Annotated in this window: 15 protein-coding genes and 1 pseudogene; 8 read left to right on the forward strand and 8 right to left on the reverse strand. The window is 55.1% G+C overall.

What is annotated here, in order from left to right; translation table 11 throughout:
- Nucleotides 1-510 precede the first annotated feature (510 nt).
- The 3 genes from FHS72_RS00005 to FHS72_RS00015 all read left to right on the forward strand — a co-directional run bounded on the left by FHS72_RS00005 (nucleotide 511) and on the right by FHS72_RS00015 (nucleotide 6,647).
- A complete protein-coding gene (locus FHS72_RS00005; protein ID WP_183523669.1) occupies nucleotides 511-1,512 on the forward strand; it encodes a TAXI family TRAP transporter solute-binding subunit in 1,002 nt (333 codons plus the stop codon).
- Between the two features lie 171 nt (nucleotides 1,513-1,683).
- Nucleotides 1,684-3,930: a TRAP transporter permease gene (locus FHS72_RS00010; RefSeq protein WP_183525238.1), complete on the forward strand. Its 2,247-nt coding sequence runs from the start codon at nucleotides 1,684-1,686 to the stop codon at nucleotides 3,928-3,930.
- A 209-nt stretch (nucleotides 3,931-4,139) separates the two neighbouring features.
- Nucleotides 4,140-6,647 carry a cation:proton antiporter gene (locus FHS72_RS00015; protein ID WP_183523672.1) on the forward strand — a complete coding sequence of 836 codons (2,508 nt, stop codon included), beginning with the start codon at nucleotides 4,140-4,142 and terminating at the stop codon, nucleotides 6,645-6,647.
- Between the two features lie 43 nt (nucleotides 6,648-6,690).
- On the opposite strand, the gene FHS72_RS18550 is transcribed toward FHS72_RS00015, so the two are convergent.
- The 8 genes and pseudogenes from FHS72_RS18550 to FHS72_RS00050 form a co-directional block, all read right to left on the reverse strand.
- The gene (locus FHS72_RS18550; RefSeq protein WP_281378197.1) at nucleotides 6,691-6,822 is read right to left on the reverse strand and encodes a hypothetical protein; all 132 of its coding nucleotides are present in this window, start codon (nucleotides 6,820-6,822) and stop codon (nucleotides 6,691-6,693) included.
- Nucleotide 6,823: 1 nt separating this feature from the next.
- Nucleotides 6,824-8,008 carry a formate dehydrogenase subunit gamma gene (locus tag FHS72_RS00020; RefSeq protein WP_183523675.1) on the reverse strand — a complete coding sequence of 395 codons (1,185 nt, stop codon included), beginning with the start codon at nucleotides 8,006-8,008 and terminating at the stop codon, nucleotides 6,824-6,826.
- Nucleotides 8,009-8,088: 80 nt separating this feature from the next.
- The gene (gene fdh3B, locus FHS72_RS00025) at nucleotides 8,089-8,682 is read right to left on the reverse strand and encodes a formate dehydrogenase FDH3 subunit beta (protein ID WP_183523678.1); all 594 of its coding nucleotides are present in this window, start codon (nucleotides 8,680-8,682) and stop codon (nucleotides 8,089-8,091) included.
- Between the two features lie 13 nt (nucleotides 8,683-8,695).
- Nucleotides 8,696-11,698, reverse strand: a complete 3,003-nt coding sequence (locus tag FHS72_RS00030; RefSeq protein ID WP_183523681.1) for a formate dehydrogenase subunit alpha — start codon at nucleotides 11,696-11,698, stop codon at nucleotides 8,696-8,698.
- 85 nt (nucleotides 11,699-11,783) lie between these two features.
- On the reverse strand, nucleotides 11,784-11,975 hold the full coding sequence (locus FHS72_RS00035) for a twin-arginine translocation signal domain-containing protein (RefSeq protein ID WP_183523684.1): 192 nt from the start codon (nucleotides 11,973-11,975) through the stop codon (nucleotides 11,784-11,786).
- A 69-nt stretch (nucleotides 11,976-12,044) separates the two neighbouring features.
- Complete coding sequence (locus tag FHS72_RS00040; RefSeq protein WP_183523687.1) at nucleotides 12,045-12,653, reverse strand: TorD/DmsD family molecular chaperone; 609 nt, start codon at nucleotides 12,651-12,653, stop codon at nucleotides 12,045-12,047.
- Nucleotides 12,650-13,264: pseudogene (locus FHS72_RS00045) on the reverse strand (DUF3306 domain-containing protein); the annotation flags it as partial. The gene FHS72_RS00040 and the pseudogene FHS72_RS00045, both read right to left, overlap by 4 nt.
- Nucleotides 13,243-13,836 carry a DUF3305 domain-containing protein gene (locus tag FHS72_RS00050; RefSeq protein WP_183523692.1) on the reverse strand — a complete coding sequence of 198 codons (594 nt, stop codon included), beginning with the start codon at nucleotides 13,834-13,836 and terminating at the stop codon, nucleotides 13,243-13,245. The pseudogene FHS72_RS00045 and the gene FHS72_RS00050, both read right to left, overlap by 22 nt.
- A gap of 173 nt (nucleotides 13,837-14,009) precedes the next feature.
- Here FHS72_RS00050 and FHS72_RS00055 point away from each other — a divergent pair, with 173 nt between their 5' ends.
- Genes FHS72_RS00055 through FHS72_RS00075 form a run of 5 tightly spaced genes read left to right on the forward strand, consistent with a single transcriptional unit; the run spans nucleotide 14,010 to nucleotide 18,448 of the window.
- Nucleotides 14,010-15,965, forward strand: coding sequence for a 4Fe-4S binding protein (locus FHS72_RS00055; RefSeq protein WP_183523695.1), 1,956 nt, complete (start codon nucleotides 14,010-14,012; stop codon nucleotides 15,963-15,965).
- A gap of 33 nt (nucleotides 15,966-15,998) precedes the next feature.
- On the forward strand, nucleotides 15,999-16,187 hold the full coding sequence (locus tag FHS72_RS00060) for a DUF6494 family protein (protein WP_183523697.1): 189 nt from the start codon (nucleotides 15,999-16,001) through the stop codon (nucleotides 16,185-16,187).
- 7 nt (nucleotides 16,188-16,194) lie between these two features.
- Nucleotides 16,195-17,262, forward strand: coding sequence for an Mrp/NBP35 family ATP-binding protein (locus tag FHS72_RS00065; protein ID WP_183523701.1), 1,068 nt, complete (start codon nucleotides 16,195-16,197; stop codon nucleotides 17,260-17,262).
- Complete coding sequence (locus FHS72_RS00070; RefSeq protein WP_183523705.1) at nucleotides 17,259-17,963, forward strand: biotin/lipoate--protein ligase family protein; 705 nt, start codon at nucleotides 17,259-17,261, stop codon at nucleotides 17,961-17,963. The genes FHS72_RS00065 and FHS72_RS00070 overlap by 4 nt, the downstream gene beginning before the upstream one ends.
- Complete coding sequence (locus FHS72_RS00075) at nucleotides 17,960-18,448, forward strand: DUF6505 family protein (RefSeq protein WP_183523708.1); 489 nt, start codon at nucleotides 17,960-17,962, stop codon at nucleotides 18,446-18,448. Before FHS72_RS00070 ends, FHS72_RS00075 begins: the two co-directional genes overlap by 4 nt.
- Nucleotides 18,449-18,632: the final 184 nt, after the last annotated feature.

Consider the following 18,632-nt stretch of genomic DNA (forward strand, 5'->3'; position numbering starts at 1 on the left):
AGCACACGAACAACGGCATGCTGTCACCGGTTGACTATGAAATGAAACAGCAGAAAATGAACAAGGCAGGCGTCTAGGAAGTTAGGGGCACCTCAGTCTTCACCACGCAGACCATCCAGAACGATCCTGATCTTCTCTTCGGATGAGAGGGCAGCGGTGCGCGCGTTTGATGTCTTTGACGATCTTCTCGCCGGGGCTCGTCGTTGTTTGTCTCATCTTCCACTCCTCAGTGGTGACGATGAGCCAGAAATGCTCTCTTATCAAATAACGCTATTTGGTCCCATAGGCGCTGACGTCAGACAAGCAATGCAGATATCACGCGGAGCGTGGTTCCATGAAACTCAAACCCGGCCCGAACGAGAACCACTCGCGTAACCTTGATCAGGGTTGCACTTGTTTTGAAATTCAGCAAAATAAGTTCGCGACTACAGCGTTGTGGTAGTGCTGATGCATTCAAATTTGTGCTATAGCGTAAATCAATAAAAAATTAATACCTGTGGAGGGGATATCATGAAAACTACTCTTTCTCTTGCCGTGATTGCGGCAGTTTCGGCGACGATGGTCTATGCGCAAAACGCGGATTACGCTGATCTTGACCGCACGGACTGGCCGAGCAGCTTTACCGTTGGCACGGCGTCCCAAGGTGGCACGTTCTTTGTTTACGGCTCTGGCTGGGCGAACTTGGTTGGCGATCAGCTTGGCATTTCCGGCGGCGGCGAAGTGACCGGCGGTCCAATGCAAAATATGGCGCTTGTCCACACTGGCGATGCCGCGTTCGGCATGACCACGATGGGCCCAGCACGCGAGTCTCTTGAAGGGACCAACCCGATCGCGCCCGGTCTTCAGATGACCAATGCTTGTGCGATGTTCCCGATGTACCAGACGCCGTTCTCAATGGCTGCGCTGACATCGTCGGGTATCGAATCCGTAGCGACGATCCCAGCGGGCGCGCGCATCGGCTTTGGTCCAGCCGGTTCAACGTCTGACACGTACTTCCCTGCGATGTTGGAAACGCTTGGTGTCGACTTTGAACGTCGTAATGGCGGTTGGGATGACCTTGGTGGCCAGCTGCAGGATGGGCTGCTTGATGCCGTGGCATTTGCCGTTGGTATCCCGACACCTGCAATCAGCCAGATCGAAGTGCAAGCCGACGTGAATTTCATCGACTTCACTGACGAAGAGCAGGCCCAAATCATCGACACATATCCTGTCGCGGATTACGCAATTCCTGCAGATACTTACGCGACGCTTGAGCGTGATATGCAGTCTGTTGCGATGTGGAACTTTGCGATTGCGAACTGCGAATTGCCAGAAAGCTTTGTCTACGCAGCCACTGACGTTGTCATGTCGGACAATGCGCGGATGATGAACATTCACGGCTCAGCAGCCGAGACAATCGTTGAAAACTGGACCAAAAACACAGTCATGAAGTGGCATCCTGGTGCAGCGCGTTGGTTCCGTGAAAACGCCGATGCGGATATCGCTGACGATATGGTTTACACTGCAGAATAAACGACTGGATTGCCCCGATAATCGGGGCAATCCTATACTAGGTGGTGTCCATCCCGACGCGCCCTGATAAATTTAACAACTTTTTACGAATTCCGGCTTATAGTCGGACAACCTGCCATGAGCGGGAACTGGGAGCGGCTAATGTCCGGACAGAACGACGACATCGAAATAATGAAGCCAGAGCTCGAGCCGGGTGGTCTGGCTGAAAGTGGCGGCGTGATATCCGAAGGTGCTGACGAAGAACCGATGGAGGCCAATCGACGCGACTTTACCGGTTGGCGCATGACCACGATTGCGTGGTGTTCTGGTCTCTATGCTGCGTTTCACATGGCCGCACTCAACGGCCTGTCAATCGAGCGTTGGATTGGCGTCGAAATCCCGTTGTTGCCGACGTTCCCGATGGAAACATGGAACTTTCGTATCATCCACGTCGCTGGTGCGCTTTTGCTCGGCTTTCTACTGTACTCCGCACGTCCATTTGCGGAAGACAAACACGGTGAATCCCGCGCCCTGAACTTGCCGTCCTTGGTACTCGGTGCACTGGCGCTGGTATCGGTGGGCACGGCATTTTCTTTTGCTGTCGAGATCGCAAATGGTGCGATGTGGAACGGCATGGACACAGGTATCCGCAGCAGAGAAATCTGGTGGTTTGGTGTTCCGTTGCTCGTCGCTACCGTTGGTGCGATTGTCTTGAGTTGGTTCCATCGCAAACAACGCGACGGGATCGCCGCACCCGATATCGTTTTGGGAATATGCGCCGCCGGTGTCGCGGTTTACTTGATCACGATCTATGGCACGTTGATGCGCAACTCCACGGGGACGCCATTTGCGCCGATCGGAATTTCGCTGGCAGCGGTGTCTGGCGTTGCACTTATCCTCGAATTGACGCGCCGCGTGGCTGGGTTGGCTCTTGTCATTATTTCAGTCGTCTTCCTCACTTATGTCTTTACCGGCCAGCATTTGCCGGGCTTCCTGAATTCCCCTGTCATCTCGTGGGAACGGTTCTTTAGCCAAGTTTACACCGACGCAGGTATCCTTGGACCAACGACGGCGGTGTCTTCGACTTACATCATCCTGTTCATCATCTTTGCGGCGTTCCTTTCCGCATCCAAAGTTGGCGATTATTTCATCAACTTCGCATTTGCGGCTGCAGGTCGCTCACGCGGTGGCCCTGCGAAAGTGTCGATTTTCGCCAGTGGCTTGATGGGCATGATCAACGGCACATCGGCGGGGAATGTGGTCGCGACCGGATCGCTCACGATCCCGTTAATGAAGCGTGTCGGATACAAGCCAACAACCGCGGGCGCAGTCGAAGCTGCTGCATCGACCGGTGGCCAAATTATGCCGCCAATCATGGGCGCTGGCGCGTTCATCATGGCCGAAGTCACAGGCATCCCTTACACAGAGATCGCCCTCGCAGCGGTCATTCCAGCAATTCTATACTTCGTGTCCATCTACTTCATGGTGGATTTCGAAGCAGCGAAGTTGGGGATGCGCGGGATGCGCGCCGACGAATTGCCGAAACTGCGCAAGCTGATCCGTCAGGTCTACCTGTTCTTCCCGATTGTTATCCTGATCGCCGCGTTGTTCATGGGTTATTCGGTTATTCGTGCTGGTACACTTGCCACGCTTTCAGCGGCCGTTGTGTCGTGGCTTACGCCATACCGGATGGGTTTCCGCGCAATTGGCAAAGCATTTGAGCTTGCTGGTGCTATGGCGATCCAGATCATCATCGTCTGCGCTTGTGCAGGTATCATCGTTGGGGTTATTGCGCTGACGGGTGTCGGCGCACGGTTCTCATCGCTGCTTCTCGGTATCGCCGGTGCGTCCGAATTGGCGGCATTGTTCTTTGCAATGTTGATCGCGATTCTGTTGGGGATGGGGATGCCGACAACGGCGGCCTATGCCGTTGCTGCAAGCGTCGTAGCACCCGGGCTAACTAATCTGGGTATCCCGCCACTGACGGCGCATTTCTTCGTCTTCTACTTCGCGGTGGTCAGTTCGATCACACCTCCCGTCGCATTGGCGAGTTATGCTGCGGCTGGTATTTCGGGGGCCAATCCGATGGCAACATCGGTTGCGTCCTTCAAGATCGGGATCGCCGCTTTTGTTGTGCCATTCATGTTCTTCTACAACTCTGCGTTGCTGATGGACGGTACATGGCCCGAGATTATCCGTGCAGGCATAACAGCCGTCGTCGGGGTCTTCCTTTTATCCTCAGCGGTTCAAGGCTGGTTCATGGGTGGGCGCACCGTCTGGTGGTTGCGTATCGCAATCGGAATCTTGGCGCTGTTTATGATCGAAGGTGGCATTGTCACAGATCTGATTGGCGTCGGCGGTGCGGTAGCCGTCTGGGCGATCCAGAAGTTCATTCGCCCCGATCCGAACACGCCTTTTGAGGTGCGTGGGGCAGATTAATCGCTGCCTTATAGGAAACGCCTCGTAGCAACCGCTGCGGGGCGTTTTCTTTTTGTGATACCATTCTTGGTTGCGACTGAATTCGCTAAGGCGGTTCAAGGACTTGATAACGCTTAAATTGACTACATTTGTTACTGTGAACCGCCCAATCAAAGGGTTACTTACGAACCCTGATTTTCTACAACTAATTTCTCTGATAGCTCACATATATGGACATCATACTTATTACGGCGGTCATCGCGTCGCTCTTTCTCGTTATCGGCGCAGCCGAACCTATGGCCGCACGTTTGCAGCTTCCTTACAGTGTGATTTTGGCGGTTCTTGGATCGTTGATCGCCGTCGCATCCGTGTTTTTCTTACGCACCGATCTGACCGACGCATTGAACCCCGTGGCAGAGGCCATAGTGGGGCTGCCGATCAGATCAAACGTCTTTCTTTATGTCTTCCTACCCACGTTGTTATTTCAGGCGACCTTGGGGATGAACCTTCGGCGCATGTTAGACGACTGGGTCCCCATTCTGGTGCTGGCAGTTGTAGCCGTCGTGGTCGCAACCTTGAGTGTGGGGTATGCGCTGGCATGGGCGAGCGCGCTGCCACTTGCCGCCTGTTTGCTCATCGGCGCGATTGTATCGACCACTGACCCTTCGGCCGTTGTGTCGATCTTTCGATCAATTTCAGCGCCGCGCCGATTGGCACGGATCATCGAAGGCGAAAGCCTGTTGAACGACGCCGCAGCCATCGCGCTTTTTGGACTTTTCATGGGCTTTGTCATGTTGGGTATGCCAGACCCGACATTGACCGATGCGCTTGGCCAGTTTCCGCTTTTGATCGGGGGCGGCGCCGTTGCGGGATGGTTCATGGCACGGCTTGCAGTGCGGCTCATGGCCGTTTTCGTTCATTACGAAAGGGCGCAGATTTCGGTGTCTGTGTCGTTGCCGTATCTCGTCTATATCGGCGCAGAGCAGATCATCGGTGCGTCAGGTGTCATCGCCGTTGTGACTGCCGGGATCACGATGAACCTCACCGGGCCACGACTGTTATCGCCACAAACATGGACTAATCTTAGCGAAGTTTGGGACTTGTTGGCGCATTGGGCAGGCGCATTGATCTTTATTCTCGCGGCACTTTTGATACCGCGCTTGCTGGAAGAAGTCCGCGCCGAAGACTTTGTGCTGATCGGTGTCGTGATTTGCGCGGCGGTTGCAGCACGGGGCCTTATCTTGTTCGGGCTCTTGCCATTGTTAACCTTGCTGCGGGTGTCGCCTGCCGTCGAACGCCCCTATCGTGTCGCAATTTTGTGGGGCGGCTTGCGCGGGGCGGTGACGCTTGCGCTGGCTTTGGCGGTTACGGAAAGCATTCTTGTCCCCATCGAGGTCAAGCGCTTGGTCGGTATTTTGGCGACTGGTTTCACGCTGTTCACACTGATCGTGCAGGGGACCACGTTACGGTCTGTGATCAAATGGTTAGGACTCGATCGTTTGTCGCCCATCGACGAAGCGCTTTCGCGTCAGGTTGTTGCTGTTGCCTTGCAAACGGTGCGTGAAGACGTCGAGCGGACCACCGAAAATTATGAACTGACACGGGAAATCGTGCGATCCGAGGCAAAGAACTTTGGCGAAAGGCTCGACCGAACTGTGCAAGCAGCAGAGGACGGTGCTGAAATTCAAGATAGGGACCGGATTACGCTAGGCTTGATCGCGTTAGCGGGGCACGAGCGCGACACAGTATTGGTGCGGATGCGCGAACGAACCATTTCGCAACGAATGGCAGAGCAAGTTTTGTCGGACGCGGATCGGTTAATCGAGGGTGCACGCTCGGGTGGTCGGAACGGATATCAACGCGCGGCGCGGCGTAGCGTCTCGTACGGCAAAGGGTTCCAGTTCGGTGTGTCTTTGCAACGAAGGCTACGTTTGTCAGCGCCTTTGGCTCGAATGACCGCGGATCGATTTGAGTTTTTGCTTTCGCAGCGGTTAATCTTGCGTGACCTTGATGCGTTTATTGACAGACGTATTCGCCGTATTCACGGTCGCCGCGTTGCGGATTTGCTGCACGAACTGCTGGCCCGTAGGGTCGACGCCATGGAAACCGCGTTGGAGGGATTGCGTCTGCAATACCCTGGCTATGCGGAAAAGCTAGAACGCCGCTTTATACGACGTACTGCGCTACGGCTCGAAGAGCGCGAATACACTATCATGCGCGATGACGGGCTGATCGGGACCGAGGTCTATACGACGCTCATGCAACGGCTGAATGCGCAACGCGCAGCCACGGAAAATCGTCCGGCTCTCGACATTGCGATCCAACGTCTGGAACTTGTCCAGCGTTTCCCATTGTTTGTGGGTATTGAAGATGCTGCGCTGAAGAAACTCGGGCGCGCGCTCAAGACCGTTTACGTTAACTCTGGCGATCTGATCATCAACAAAGATGATCCTGCGGATAGCGTGTATTTCATTGCATCAGGTGCTGTCGAAGTAGAGAGCGCAGGTCAGACATGGCGGCGTGGTGGCGGTGAAATGGTCGGTCAAATGGCGATCGTTACCAAAAAGGCAGTTCGCACACAGGTACGTGCAATTGCCCCATCGACGTTACTCGTGCTGGATGCAGAGCGTTTCCGGCGCCTTTTATCGCGTAGTCCTGCAATACAGCAAGCTATCCATCAAAGCGCGAAGGAGCGGGGCATCGACCCCGAAGGGCTTATCACACCTGACAAAAACTAGGGCGTTTTGTCAGGTGTCTTATCGATGTACGAGATTGGCCTCGCTAGTCGTCGATCCTAACATTTGCACTCGACGCCGATACGGCCTCGGCGGAAAGGCCAATAGACATCAAGATTTGGTTTGCGCCGACAGTGATGACGATCAAGGCGCACAGTGCTATCAAAAACGCCTTCATGTCATACTTCCTTGCTCTGTTGTTTGTCGGCTTCATCGACTTCTTCAACCCAAAGGCTGTGGTGTTCACGTGCCCATTGTTCTTCGACTTCGCCAGTGCCCATCGCATCGAACGCGCCTTCCATGCCGACGGTTCCAAGGTAAATGTGGGCAAAAATCACGGCCGTAAGGACCAGGCTGACAATCGCATGCCAAAGCTGCGCGTATTGCATTTCTTCTTGTGGAGCCAGTGGATAGGGCAGGTCGCCTAAGCCGACCCAACCGGGCACGCCGATTGCATTCAGTTTCGCGAACGTGAAGCCGAACATGTTGATTTCAAACGGGAACAAGAGCGACAAACCCGAAACAGAGATGGAAGTCCCCAAGACGATCACAGACCAGAAAACAATCTTTTGGCCTGCGTTGAATTTCTTGGCTGGGGGATGGCCACCCCCGAAAATACCGCCGCCACGCAACAGCCAAGCAATATCGGTTCGGTTCGGTATGTTGTGTGCAACCCAGAATACAAACACGATCACTAGAGCGAGCATAAACGCCCATGAAATGTTGTTGTGTACCCATTTGGTAGCAATAGCGACCGTCGAAAATGCGTCATGGCCGAAAACCGGAATAAGGAACTTGCGACCGAACAGAGAAATTAACCCAGTTGCGCCAAGGACGAGAAACGAACCCGCCAGCAACCAGTGGCCGAACCGCTCAACGCCAGAAAAGCGCGTGATGGTGCGTCCCGTTTTCTCACCCTCGATCTCGATGCGTCCGCGGAAGAAATAAAAGATCGCGAGCAGAAGCAATGTGCCGCCTAGCAGCGCGGCACCATATGTCTGCAACGGCCCCTCGCGGAATTTTAACCACCACATGCCACCGTCTTGGATCAGCGTTGTTGTGGCTGGTCCGCGTATTTGTGATCGCATGTCAGCGGTGTCATAGCGCACACCGCGCCACAACTCGGCGTCAGATTGCCCTCCGCGCGTGCCAAGTGGCTCGGTCGTTGGCGCAGCTAAAGAGGGATCGCCAATCGCATCGCGGCGAAATTCGTCGTCCACGTCTTGGTCAGCCTGACGTTGCAGGATGTCATTTAAGGTTTGCGCGCCGCCAGTGTCAGCGCGGACATCGCCCACGTTCTCTTGGGCCAAAGCAGGTGTCATTAAGCCGCTAACAAGCACTAAAACTGCAAAGAGACGGAGCATCAGAGCGATCCTTTAGTTATATCATAGAGACAGGCGACCCGTTATTGGCCGCCTGTTCGCAAGTCTAAATTGTAGGCGCGTTACTGACCCTTTTGGTCGTAAGCTGTGCCCCAGCCCCATGCGCCTGCGCCAAAACCGCGTGCAACAATGCGCTCGCGGTAGATTTCGGACACGGTATCACCGTCGCCTGCGAGCAGCGCTTTGGTCGAACACATTTCAGCGCAGAGCGGCAATTTGCCTTCTGCGATGCGGTTCCGGCCATACTTAGAGAATTCTGCAGCTGAGTGGTTTTCTTCGGGACCGCCTGCGCAGAAGGTACATTTGTCCATCTTGCCGCGCGAGCCAAAGTTGCCAGCCTGCGGGTATTGTGGCGCACCAAACGGGCACGCGTAGAAGCAATAACCGCAACCGATGCACAAGTCTTTCGAGTGCAGCACGATGCCATCTTCGGTTTGGTAAAAACAATCTACCGGGCAGACCGCCATGCAAGGCGCGTCCGAGCAATGCATACATGCGACCGAGATCGACCGTTCGCCGGGTTTACCGTCATTAATAGTGACAACCTTGCGGCGGTTGATGCCCCAAGGAACTTCGTGTTCGTTTTTACATGCAGTCACACAGGCGTTGCATTCGATGCAGCGTTCAGCGTCGCAGAGAAACTTTGCTCTTGCCATGATCTATCTCCTCTTATGCCGACCAGATTTTGCAGAGAGTCGCTTTGGTCTCTTGCATCTGGGTTACGCTGTCATAGCCGTAGGTTTGTGCGGTGTTGGTGGATTCACCCAACACATAAGGGTCGGCGCCTTCGGGGTATTTATCCCGCAAGTCCTTACCTTCGAAGTGGCCACCAAAGTGGAACGGCATAAATGCCACGCCAGTGCCCACACGTTCAGTCACCATCGCCATCACTTTGATCTTGCCGCCTTCTGGACCTTCGACCCAGACTTGCGCGCCATCACGGACACCAAGGTCATTCGCATCGCGTGTGTTAATCTCGATAAACATGTCCTGCTGAAGCTCGGCCAACCATGGGTTGGACCGTGTTTCTTCGCCGCCACCTTCATATTCGACCAAGCGACCAGAGGTCAGAATGATTGGATATTCTTGAGAGAAATCGTTCTTTTGGATCGATTCGTACATGGTTGGTACACGCCAGAACTTCTTGTCCTCGTAGGTTGGATAATCCGCAACAAGGTCGCGACGGTTGGAGTAGAGTGGCTCGCGGTGCACTGGCACCGGATCGGGGAACGTCCACACAACCGCACGGGCCTTGGCGTTACCGAATGGTGCGCAGCCATGTTTAATCGCAACCCGCTGGATGCCGCCGGAAAGGTCGGTTTTCCAGTTTACGCCACCAGTTTTCGCTTGGAAATCAGACGGAATTTCGCCTTGTTGCGACGTCTCTCCAACTTCCTCGTTGCTGTTCGCGCCACCATCGTCGGCAGGTTCGGTCGTCAGCGGTGCACCTTCAGGATATCCGGCGACGCTGTTGATGCTCGCGCGTTCTTCAGCGGTGAGATCATTTTCCCAGCCAAGGTCACGCAACATTTGCACCGTGAACTCGGGGTAACCGTCTTTGATTTCAGAATCTTTTGAGTAGACACCATCGGCTAGAATGTTCTCGCCGTCATGTTCCACACCAAAGCGGGCGCGGAATGTCAGCCCACCTTCGGCCACAGGAATCGACATATCATAGAGCAACGCAGTGCCCGGGTGGTTCATTTCCGGGGTGCCCCAGCACGGCCACGGCATACCGTAGAAATCGCCGTCAGCTGGCCCACCAACTGCACGCAAGGTTGTGCGGTCGAAAGTGTGCTGGTTCGCCATGTGCATTTTCATGCGCTCAGGGCTTTGGCCCGTGTAGCCAATCGTCCACATGCCACGGTTGAATTCGCGCGTCAGATCTTCGATGTTCGGCTCGCCGCCGTCTTCGATACCGATATTGCGGAAAATGCGGTCATGGAAACCAAATTTCTCAGCAAATTTCGCGAGGATTGTGTGATCAGGAAGCGATTCAAACAATGGGTCCATGATCTGCTCGCGCCATTGCAGCGACCGGTTCGATGCGGTCACAGAGCCGCGTGTCTCGAACTGTGTCGCGGCAGGCAGCAGGTAAACGCCATCGGTCCGGTCTTGCATAACCGCTGAAACAGTCGGGAACGGGTCGACGACGACCAGCATTTCCAGCTTCTCCATCGCAGTCTTCATCTCTTTTTGACGAGTCTGCGAGTTCGGGGCGTGTCCCCACAATACCATGCAACGTGTGTTATCAGGCTGGTCGAGGTTGGCTTTTTCTTCAAGCACACCGTCGATCCAGCGGCTGACTGGGATACCAGTGAGGTTCATCATCTTGGTATCGCCGATTGATGCGTCCGAGAAGCGGCCTTTGAGGTAATCCAGATCTTCTTCCCAAACACGAGCCCAATGCGCCCAAGCACCGTCGGCCAAGCCGTAGTAGCCGGGCAGCGTATCGGCAAGAACACCGAGGTCAGTCGCCCCTTGCACGTTGTCGTGGCCGCGGAAAATGTTAGTGCCGCCGCCAGAAACGCCCATGTTCCCAAGAGCAAGCTGCAGGATACAATATGCGCGGGTGTTGTTGTTGCCGTTGGTGTGCTGCGTGCCACCCATGCACCAAATCACGGTGCCGGGACGGTTGTTTGCCAAGGTGCGCGCGACACGCTCGAGCTGCTCGCCCGGTGCGCCAGTGACGCGCTCAACCTCTTCGGGCGTCCAGCGTGCCACCTCTTCGCGGATTTGATCCATGCCCCAAACGCGGGTGCGGATGAATTCGGCATCTTCCCACTTGTTTTCAAAGATGTGCCACAGAATACCCCAAACGAGAGCTACGTCAGAACCGGGCCGGAAGCGCACGTATTCATCAGCGTGAGCTGCTGTGCGGGTAAAGCGGGGGTCGCACACGATCATCGGTGCGTTGTTCTGTTCTTTTGCTTTCAAGAGGTGCAGCAAGGAAACAGGGTGCGCTTCAGCAGGGTTTGCACCGATCAAGAAGATCGCCTTGGAGTTATGAATGTCGTTGTAGCTGTTCGTCATGGCGCCATAGCCCCATGTGTTTGCTACGCCAGCAACGGTGGTCGAATGGCAAATTCGCGCTTGGTGATCGACGTTGTTCGTGCCCCAATAGGCCGCGAATTTGCGGAAGAGATATGCTTGTTCGTTGCTGTGTTTGGCTGAACCAAGCCAATACACTGAATCTGGGCCGCTTTCTTCGCGAATTTTCATCATGCCATCGCCGATTTCATTGATGGCTTGTTCCCAGCTCAGGCGGACCCATTCGCCGTTCTCTTTTTTCATCGGGTATTTGAGGCGGCGTTCACCGTGAGCGTGTTCGCGGACCGATGCACCTTTGGCGCAATGTGAACCAAGGTTGAACGGGCTGTCGAAGCCGGGTTCTTGGCCTGTCCAAACACCGTTGTCGACTTCTGCGATGACTGTACAGCCGACCGAGCAGTGTGTGCAGACGGATTTCTTGATCTCGACTGCGCGGGCTGCGACTGTCTGTGCCGTCGCCTGCGATACTGTACCGCCAGTTGCCGCAACAGCGGCCAAGCCGCCAATCGCTAGGCCTGAACCGCGCAGGAATGTGCGGCGATCAACAGAACCAGATGCGCCTTGCGCTACTGGTGATCGTGTTGACCGACGTGCGGTGCCATTTGTCTTTTTCCTGAGCATGGTTCTCTCCCTACTGCTGCACTGTCGCAGTCTTGGTAGTCGTCTATTGTTGCCTGCCCAAATGTGGTGGGCGGATTACTTTATTCTAAAAGCGAGTGCTTTCCAGATAGGTGCGTGTGTGTTCCGTATCTTGCATCACTTGTGATGTCAGATCGACCTGTGCTGGTCCCGCTTGCGCGGCGTTCGCACCAGATGCAACCGCGACAACACCGGGAACGGCTGTGCCTGCGATTTTCAGGAAATTGCGGCGGGTTGTGCCGTCTTTTGTTTCAGCCATTTGAATGCTCCCTGTTTCATGCGGTAATTTAACTATAGCGGTCTTAACCGCCAATTAATAGATGGGCAATTAGCTTGCCATCATCCGAAATGCTTCTTGTTCGACGTTCAGCAGTTCGGCCCCGACGGCCCCAACTGATGCATAAAGCACCGATGCTTTCGCGCCCTGCAAGTCAGCAAAGAAATGCGTCGCCCAAGGGCCGATGTGCTTGTTGTAAAACTCTTTCTGACGTTCCAGCGTGGCCGCCGTGCCAAAGCGCCCGACGATCATGCCGCCCATCATTTCCATCAAGGATGCGATATTGTCTTCTGGCTCAAACGTGTTTTCAGCGCGTGTGATGCCAAGCGCAGCCATGTCTGCCCGCAAGTTGGCAAGCGGCTTTTCGTTTAGAAATCCGGTCATGTAGTAGCTCGCGTAAGGCAGCAGCTCGCCGCGACCTAACCCGATAAACAATGCGTTATATTCTGTGCGCACGGTCTTGGGTTTACTCACCTTAGCGACGCGCGCCAGTCCCGCGATGGCTTGTCCGAGCGGCGTTTCATCGCCTGCCAGGTCTGCTGTTTGCGCCAGCAACAGTTCATCGGGCGGACCAGATAGCATGAGCCCAAGGTAGTTGTAGAGATCAGCGCGCAGGCGATCCTCGTCGTCAATCCGGTCTTTTGGTTGTGCAAGCGTCATGCGCTATTCCCATCAAAGTGAAATGCCATTCTACGCGGCTTGGGTGGATCAAAGTCGTCAACTGGATCGTCTGCAACATCATCTGGATCGGGCAGGGTGATTGCCTCTGGTTCGTCGCTGACAGCTTCATCAACTTCGACCAAAACATCTGGCTTGTCGAGTAACGTTTGTTCTTCGGCAGCAGCGGCATCTTGACGCGCGACCTCTAGGACATGCGCGAGCAAGCCTTCGCCCACGCGATAGCTGGTTTTGATCGGGGCGTTGCCGAAGCTACCAGTGAGATAGTCATCATCGTAGTCATTCAATCCGTCAACGCAGGCCAGAACAGGATTGCTGCGCCACAGTTTGCGCAACGCGCGTTTGCGAATGTGTTCCGGTACGGCCTTGGCCATGAAGGCGGTGAAATCATCGCCCTTAGCTAGCGTTTCCGGATCGGGAAGCCCCAATTCGTCGAGAATTTCTTCGTCAGACTTTTCAGCCAGTGCCTGCTGTTGCTCAGCTTCGAGAGCGGTTTCCTCAGCTAGCTTGTCGGCGTCCGCCTCTGCCTTCACGCCAGCGCGGCGGCCGGCCCAAAAAGCACTTTTATCGGTCATTTCGTTACCCCCCGGAAACGCCGCGGTGCGCTGTACACATCGTTGTCTTGGGAGATGCGCGGATCGCCGATGCCATCTTCGACACTATCGACATCTGTATTTTTGCGCTTACGTTTAACAAACGCCTCTTCCTCGTGGTGACGAGAAACAAAGTCAGCAACCCATGCTTTCATACCTTCGGGCATTGCCACTTTTTCGACCATGACCTCGTCGGAATCGCAGTAATCTTGCCCCTCATAAGGTGACGCAGTGACGAGCGTGACCTTCCACGGCATCTCGCGAGATGCGGTATTAGGGCTTAATACGATGTAGAGTGACGGCTCGCGCGTTTGCAATTCGTGCACGTAAGCCTCTGTGTCAGAGACATATAATTCCAACGGTAGCGTCGCTGCGTGAAATTCGGTGACATCTCCGTCACGATGCAGTACGGCCCAATCCGCAGGCGGTGCGCCGGGCAAAATGCCGACCGCACGCCACGCCCACTTCATCCAGCGGGTCACGCCGGGCGATTTCCGAATCACGACGCCCACCGGAATGGACTGGGAGTTGGGGAAGACGAACGACAATCGGATACCTGTGGGTTTGATCATGTCACGTATGACTTGGGTCTTTCTATCGTACACAACTTGCTGGAAAATTAAAGCTGGTACTTGGGCGATCACAATGAATTTTGCGTGTCCTTCTCTATTGTTACGTGATCTTCGTTAGATCACCTTTCATCCTCGGCTTTTACGTCTTACGTATGGCGAGCCAAGGAGGCAGAATGACTAAGACACTGATGATATGTGATTGCCTCGGCACTCAAACGATAGATGCTGACGCTTTGGCGCGCGATGTAGGCGTTTCGTGTTCGCGTAAGCACACGTCGCTCTGCCAGTCCGAGATTGGTCTGGCTGCAAAATCGATTGAGGCTGGCAATGTGATGATCGCCTGCCAGCAGGAATCGCAGCGGTTCACCGAATTGGCTGAAGATCTCGATGCTGACGTTCCAGAATTTGTCGATATTCGCGACCGTGCTGGCTGGACGGCTGATGCAGGCAGCACAACAGCAAAGATGGTCAGTCTGATTGCCGACGCGGCGCTTGCACAGCCGTCGCCAAAGACGCGTGATGTTGTTTCTGACGGTATTTGCTTGATTATTGGCGCGCCCGACGTTGCTTTTGCTGCCGCTGAAAAGTTGGCAGACATCTTGACCGTCACCGTGCTGGTCCCAGGTGCAGTCGACTTGCCCATCACCAATCGCTTTGATGTGTGCGTCGGGAAATTGAGCCGTGCGCAGGGTACACTTGGTCAATTTGCTGTTACGATCAATGCGTTTCAGCAAGTTTTTCCTGGCGGACGCGGTGAGCCCGCACTGACTGACCCGCGCGATGCGGCGCAATCCGAATGTGATCTGATCCTTGATCTCAGCGGTGGAGTTCCACTGTTTCCCGCCCCAGAAAAGCGTGACGGATATCTACGCGTAGACCCTGCCAGTGTGCCTGCTGTGGCGGATGCGATCCTGAACGCCAGCCAGATGATCGGGACGTTTGAAAAGCCGTTGCACATCCGCTTAGAGCCGTCACTTTGTGCGCATTCGCGTGCTGAACAACCTGCCTGCTCGAACTGTCTGAACGTTTGCCCCACCGGTGCGATCCTTTCCGCAGGTGAACATGTCGAGATTGACCCGATGGTTTGTGCTGGTTGCGGTGCCTGTTCGGCTGTGTGCCCGTCCGGCGCAATCAGCTACGATGCACCGCCAGTAGATCATGTGTTCCGCCGGATCGGCGTGATCGCAAGCGCCTACCGGAAAGCAGGCGGTCAAGCAGGATCGCTGCTGGTACATGACGCGCACGGGGCAGAAATGATCCGCCTTGGCGCACGTTTCGGGAAAGGGTTACCTGCCAATGTGATCCCGATGGAAATCGACGCTTTGGCAATGTTCGGACATGCGGAAATGCTCGCGGCTTTGGCAAGTGGTTTCACCTCTGTCGATGTTGTGCTTGGCCCGAAAAGCGACCGCGATGTGATCGCCGCACAAGCAGAACTAGCCACAGCGATGGGCGCAGGTAGCGCCATCGCATTGCTCGACTTCAATGATCCTGAGGCGTTTTGCGATCACTTATTTGAGCGCACTGCCGCACAGGTCCACGTCGAAAACCCCATTTTGCCTCAAGGATCGCGTCGTCAAATCAGTCGCATCGCGGCAAAGGCGCTGACGCCGGACGCCTCGATTGTGCCTTTGCCAGAACACGCGCCTTATGGTGCCGTGCTGGTTGACACAGATGCTTGCACGCTCTGTTTGGCTTGCGTTTCGCTGTGCCCATCCGGCGCGCTCGCGGATAATCCGGATATGCCGCAACTGCGCTTTCAAGAGGACGCATGTTTGCAATGTGGTCTCTGCACAAACGTCTGCCCCGAAAATGCCATTACATTGCAGCCCCAGTTAAATCTGACGGACACTGCGCTGGACCAAGTCGTTCTGAATGAAGAGGAACCGTTTGCCTGCGTGGAATGTGGTAGCTTGTTTGGTGTCAAATCTACCGTCGAGCGGATCATGGAAAAGCTGGCGGGCAATCATGCGATGTTCTCAAATCCCGCGACTGCACGTATGATACAAATGTGCGATAATTGCCGCGTGCAGGCGCAATACCACTCTGAGAACAACCCGCTTACTGGCGGGAAACGTCCTGCTGTACGCACCACCGATGACTATTTTTCCAGACGGAAAGATCATTAACTGTCCTTAATTACGTTCAAAAGGGAGACCATCATGAGCGATGATTTCAATATGTCGATGCGCAAATTCCTCAAGCAGGTTGGTGTGACGTCGCAGCAAGCGATCGAAGAAGCGTTTCGCACTGCCGATGGCACCGAAGGTCAACAATTCGAGGCCCGCATGGTGCTGACGATTGACGGTGTTGATCTGGAACATGTCGTTACCGGCACGATCAAGGGTTGATTTGATAATGACGCTTGCCCGTGAGGACGTACTTTCCGCGCTGAAAACCCTGACCGACCCAGTCAGTGGTACATCTGTTGTTGACGCTGGTTTGGTGAAGGCGCTGACCGTGCAAGACGGCAACGTGCGCTTTGTGCTCGAAGTGAGCGGCAATCACGCAGCCGCTTACGGCAAGCTGAAAGACGAGGTCGAAGCCAAAATCAAGGCGTTGGCCGGTGTCGCGCAATTGTCCGTTGTGATGACGGCGCACAGTGCGCCCGCCGCGCCGCCGGACCTAAAGCTGAACAAGCCGTCAGAGCCTAAAGGCCCGCAAAAAATCCCCGGCATCAACCACATTATTGCGGTTGCGTCAGGTAAAGGCGGCGTGGGCAAATCGACCGTTTCAGCGAACCTTGCCTGTGCATTGGCGGCTGAAGGAAAGCGCGTTGGACTGCTCGACGCCGACGTTTATGGACCGTCACAGCCACGTATGTTGGGCGTATCGGGGCGGCCTTCGTCGCCTGACGGCAAGACAATCCTGCCCATGCGGAATTTTGGGGTCACGATGATGTCGCTCGGCCTGATGGCGAATGATGATCAGGCGGTTGTCTGGCGCGGCCCGATGTTGATGGGCGCGTTGCAGCAGATGCTGACCCAAGTGCAATGGGGCGCGTTGGATGTGCTGATCGTGGATTTACCGCCCGGCACTGGCGACGTGCAAATGACATTGGCGCAAAAAGCCCAGCTTGAAGGCGCTATTATCGTTTCGACGCCGCAAGATATCGCGCTTTTGGATGCCCGCAAGGGAATCGATATGTTTAACCAACTCGGCACGCCGATCCTTGGTATGATCGAGAATATGTCGACGCATATCTGCTCGAATTGCGGGTTTGAGGAACATATGTTCGGCCATGGCGGTGTTGCTGCCGAAGCCGAAAAACTTGGCGTGCCTTTGTTGGCAGAAATTCCGCTGCACCTCGATATTCGTATGGCCGCAGATGGCGGCGCACCGATTGTCGTGTCTAAGCCCGACAGCCCACAAGCGGCGAGTTTCCGTGCGTTAGCGCAAAAACTGATCGCGCTCGGCCACGTATGACCGAGCCTCAGTTTCCGCCGCTATTTTCGGGTCTTGATGCCAATGGGGCTGATCCTTTTGCCTTGGCTTGTGCCGAGGCGCGAGCCGTGTGTGATGCGGGGCTCGTCGCGTATGATTTGGCGCATGCGACCCTTCGTGCGGCAATTGTGTTTGCACCTGAAATCCCGTTGCGCGATGCGGCTTGCATGCTACCGCTCTGCGGTGTGGGGTTCCAGAACGCACTTGGTGCGCTCGCGCCGCCCGAAGTTGGTGTGCATTTGGGTTGGAATGGCGACATTTACCTGAATGGCGGCCATTGCGGCGCGCTTCAAATCGCGGCGTCGACGCATGAACCCGATGCAGTGCCAGAATGGCTGGTCGTCGGATTTGCATTGGATCTCTGGCCACCATCGGATGACACTGGATTAACGCCAGACAGAACCGCGCTTTACGCAGAAGGATGCGGCGATGTTGATCCGATCACCTTGCTGGAAGCTTGGGTGCGGCACACATTGGTTGAATTGAACGCTTGGGCCGATGATGGCCCGGCACGTTTGCACCGCAACTGGAGCGGGCTTGCCCATGGTCGCGACACTGAAATTGCCGTAGCGGGTCAAACGGGCATCTTTATTGGCCTTGATGAAACGCTCGGGTTGCTATTGAAAAGCGGCGATCAGACCCGCCTTATTCCACTGACAGCCCTCTTGACGGAGCCGACATGAAACTTGCCCGCGCAATCCATTTTGACGAAAGCGACACGCGCGTTTTCCATAATCCGGCTCGCACCGGCGAATGGTGCATTTCCGGCGGATTCGAGTTTTCAAACTGGTCCGATGGTGATCTGACTGGCAAAGCGCGACAGGCATTTTCCAATGGATGGATGGGATGCGAGACATTTGGCCGCGTCACGTTCGTCGCGGTCACGCAGATCGAAGACACCGAAATTCAAGCGCTAACCGACCTGTTGGCCCAGCATTTTGTCGATATCTACGGTGCACCATCGCTGGATGCCGCCCGTAACGTTGCCCGCGAAGAATTGTCGCAAATGTCGGACCTCTGCGACGAACATGACGCGAATACGCTGCTCACAGTGGCGCGTGAGCTAACGCAAGCGGGCGTCAAGGAAAGCTATCGCATGATCGAAGCGCAGGCGGCAGGGCTTGAGCAATTCGCAATACACGGCGAAATCGACGATCCTCACCACTAACAAACACCCTTCGACCAACGCGCTGCCGCGACCGAGGGCGGTTAACGGTGGGTGTCGATCCATGCGGCGCACCCATGAGCCCTTGAAATATAACGAAATTTCCCTGATCCGTGTCGGTTGGGCGCAATCGCTATAGCTTCTTGTGCTTTACTATGCGAAATTTCCCGCGAGATGGAGATTTTGC

Source organism: Yoonia ponticola, from assembly GCF_014199395.1.
In the GTDB taxonomy this organism is placed as follows: Bacteria; Pseudomonadota; Alphaproteobacteria; order Rhodobacterales; family Rhodobacteraceae; genus Yoonia; species Yoonia ponticola.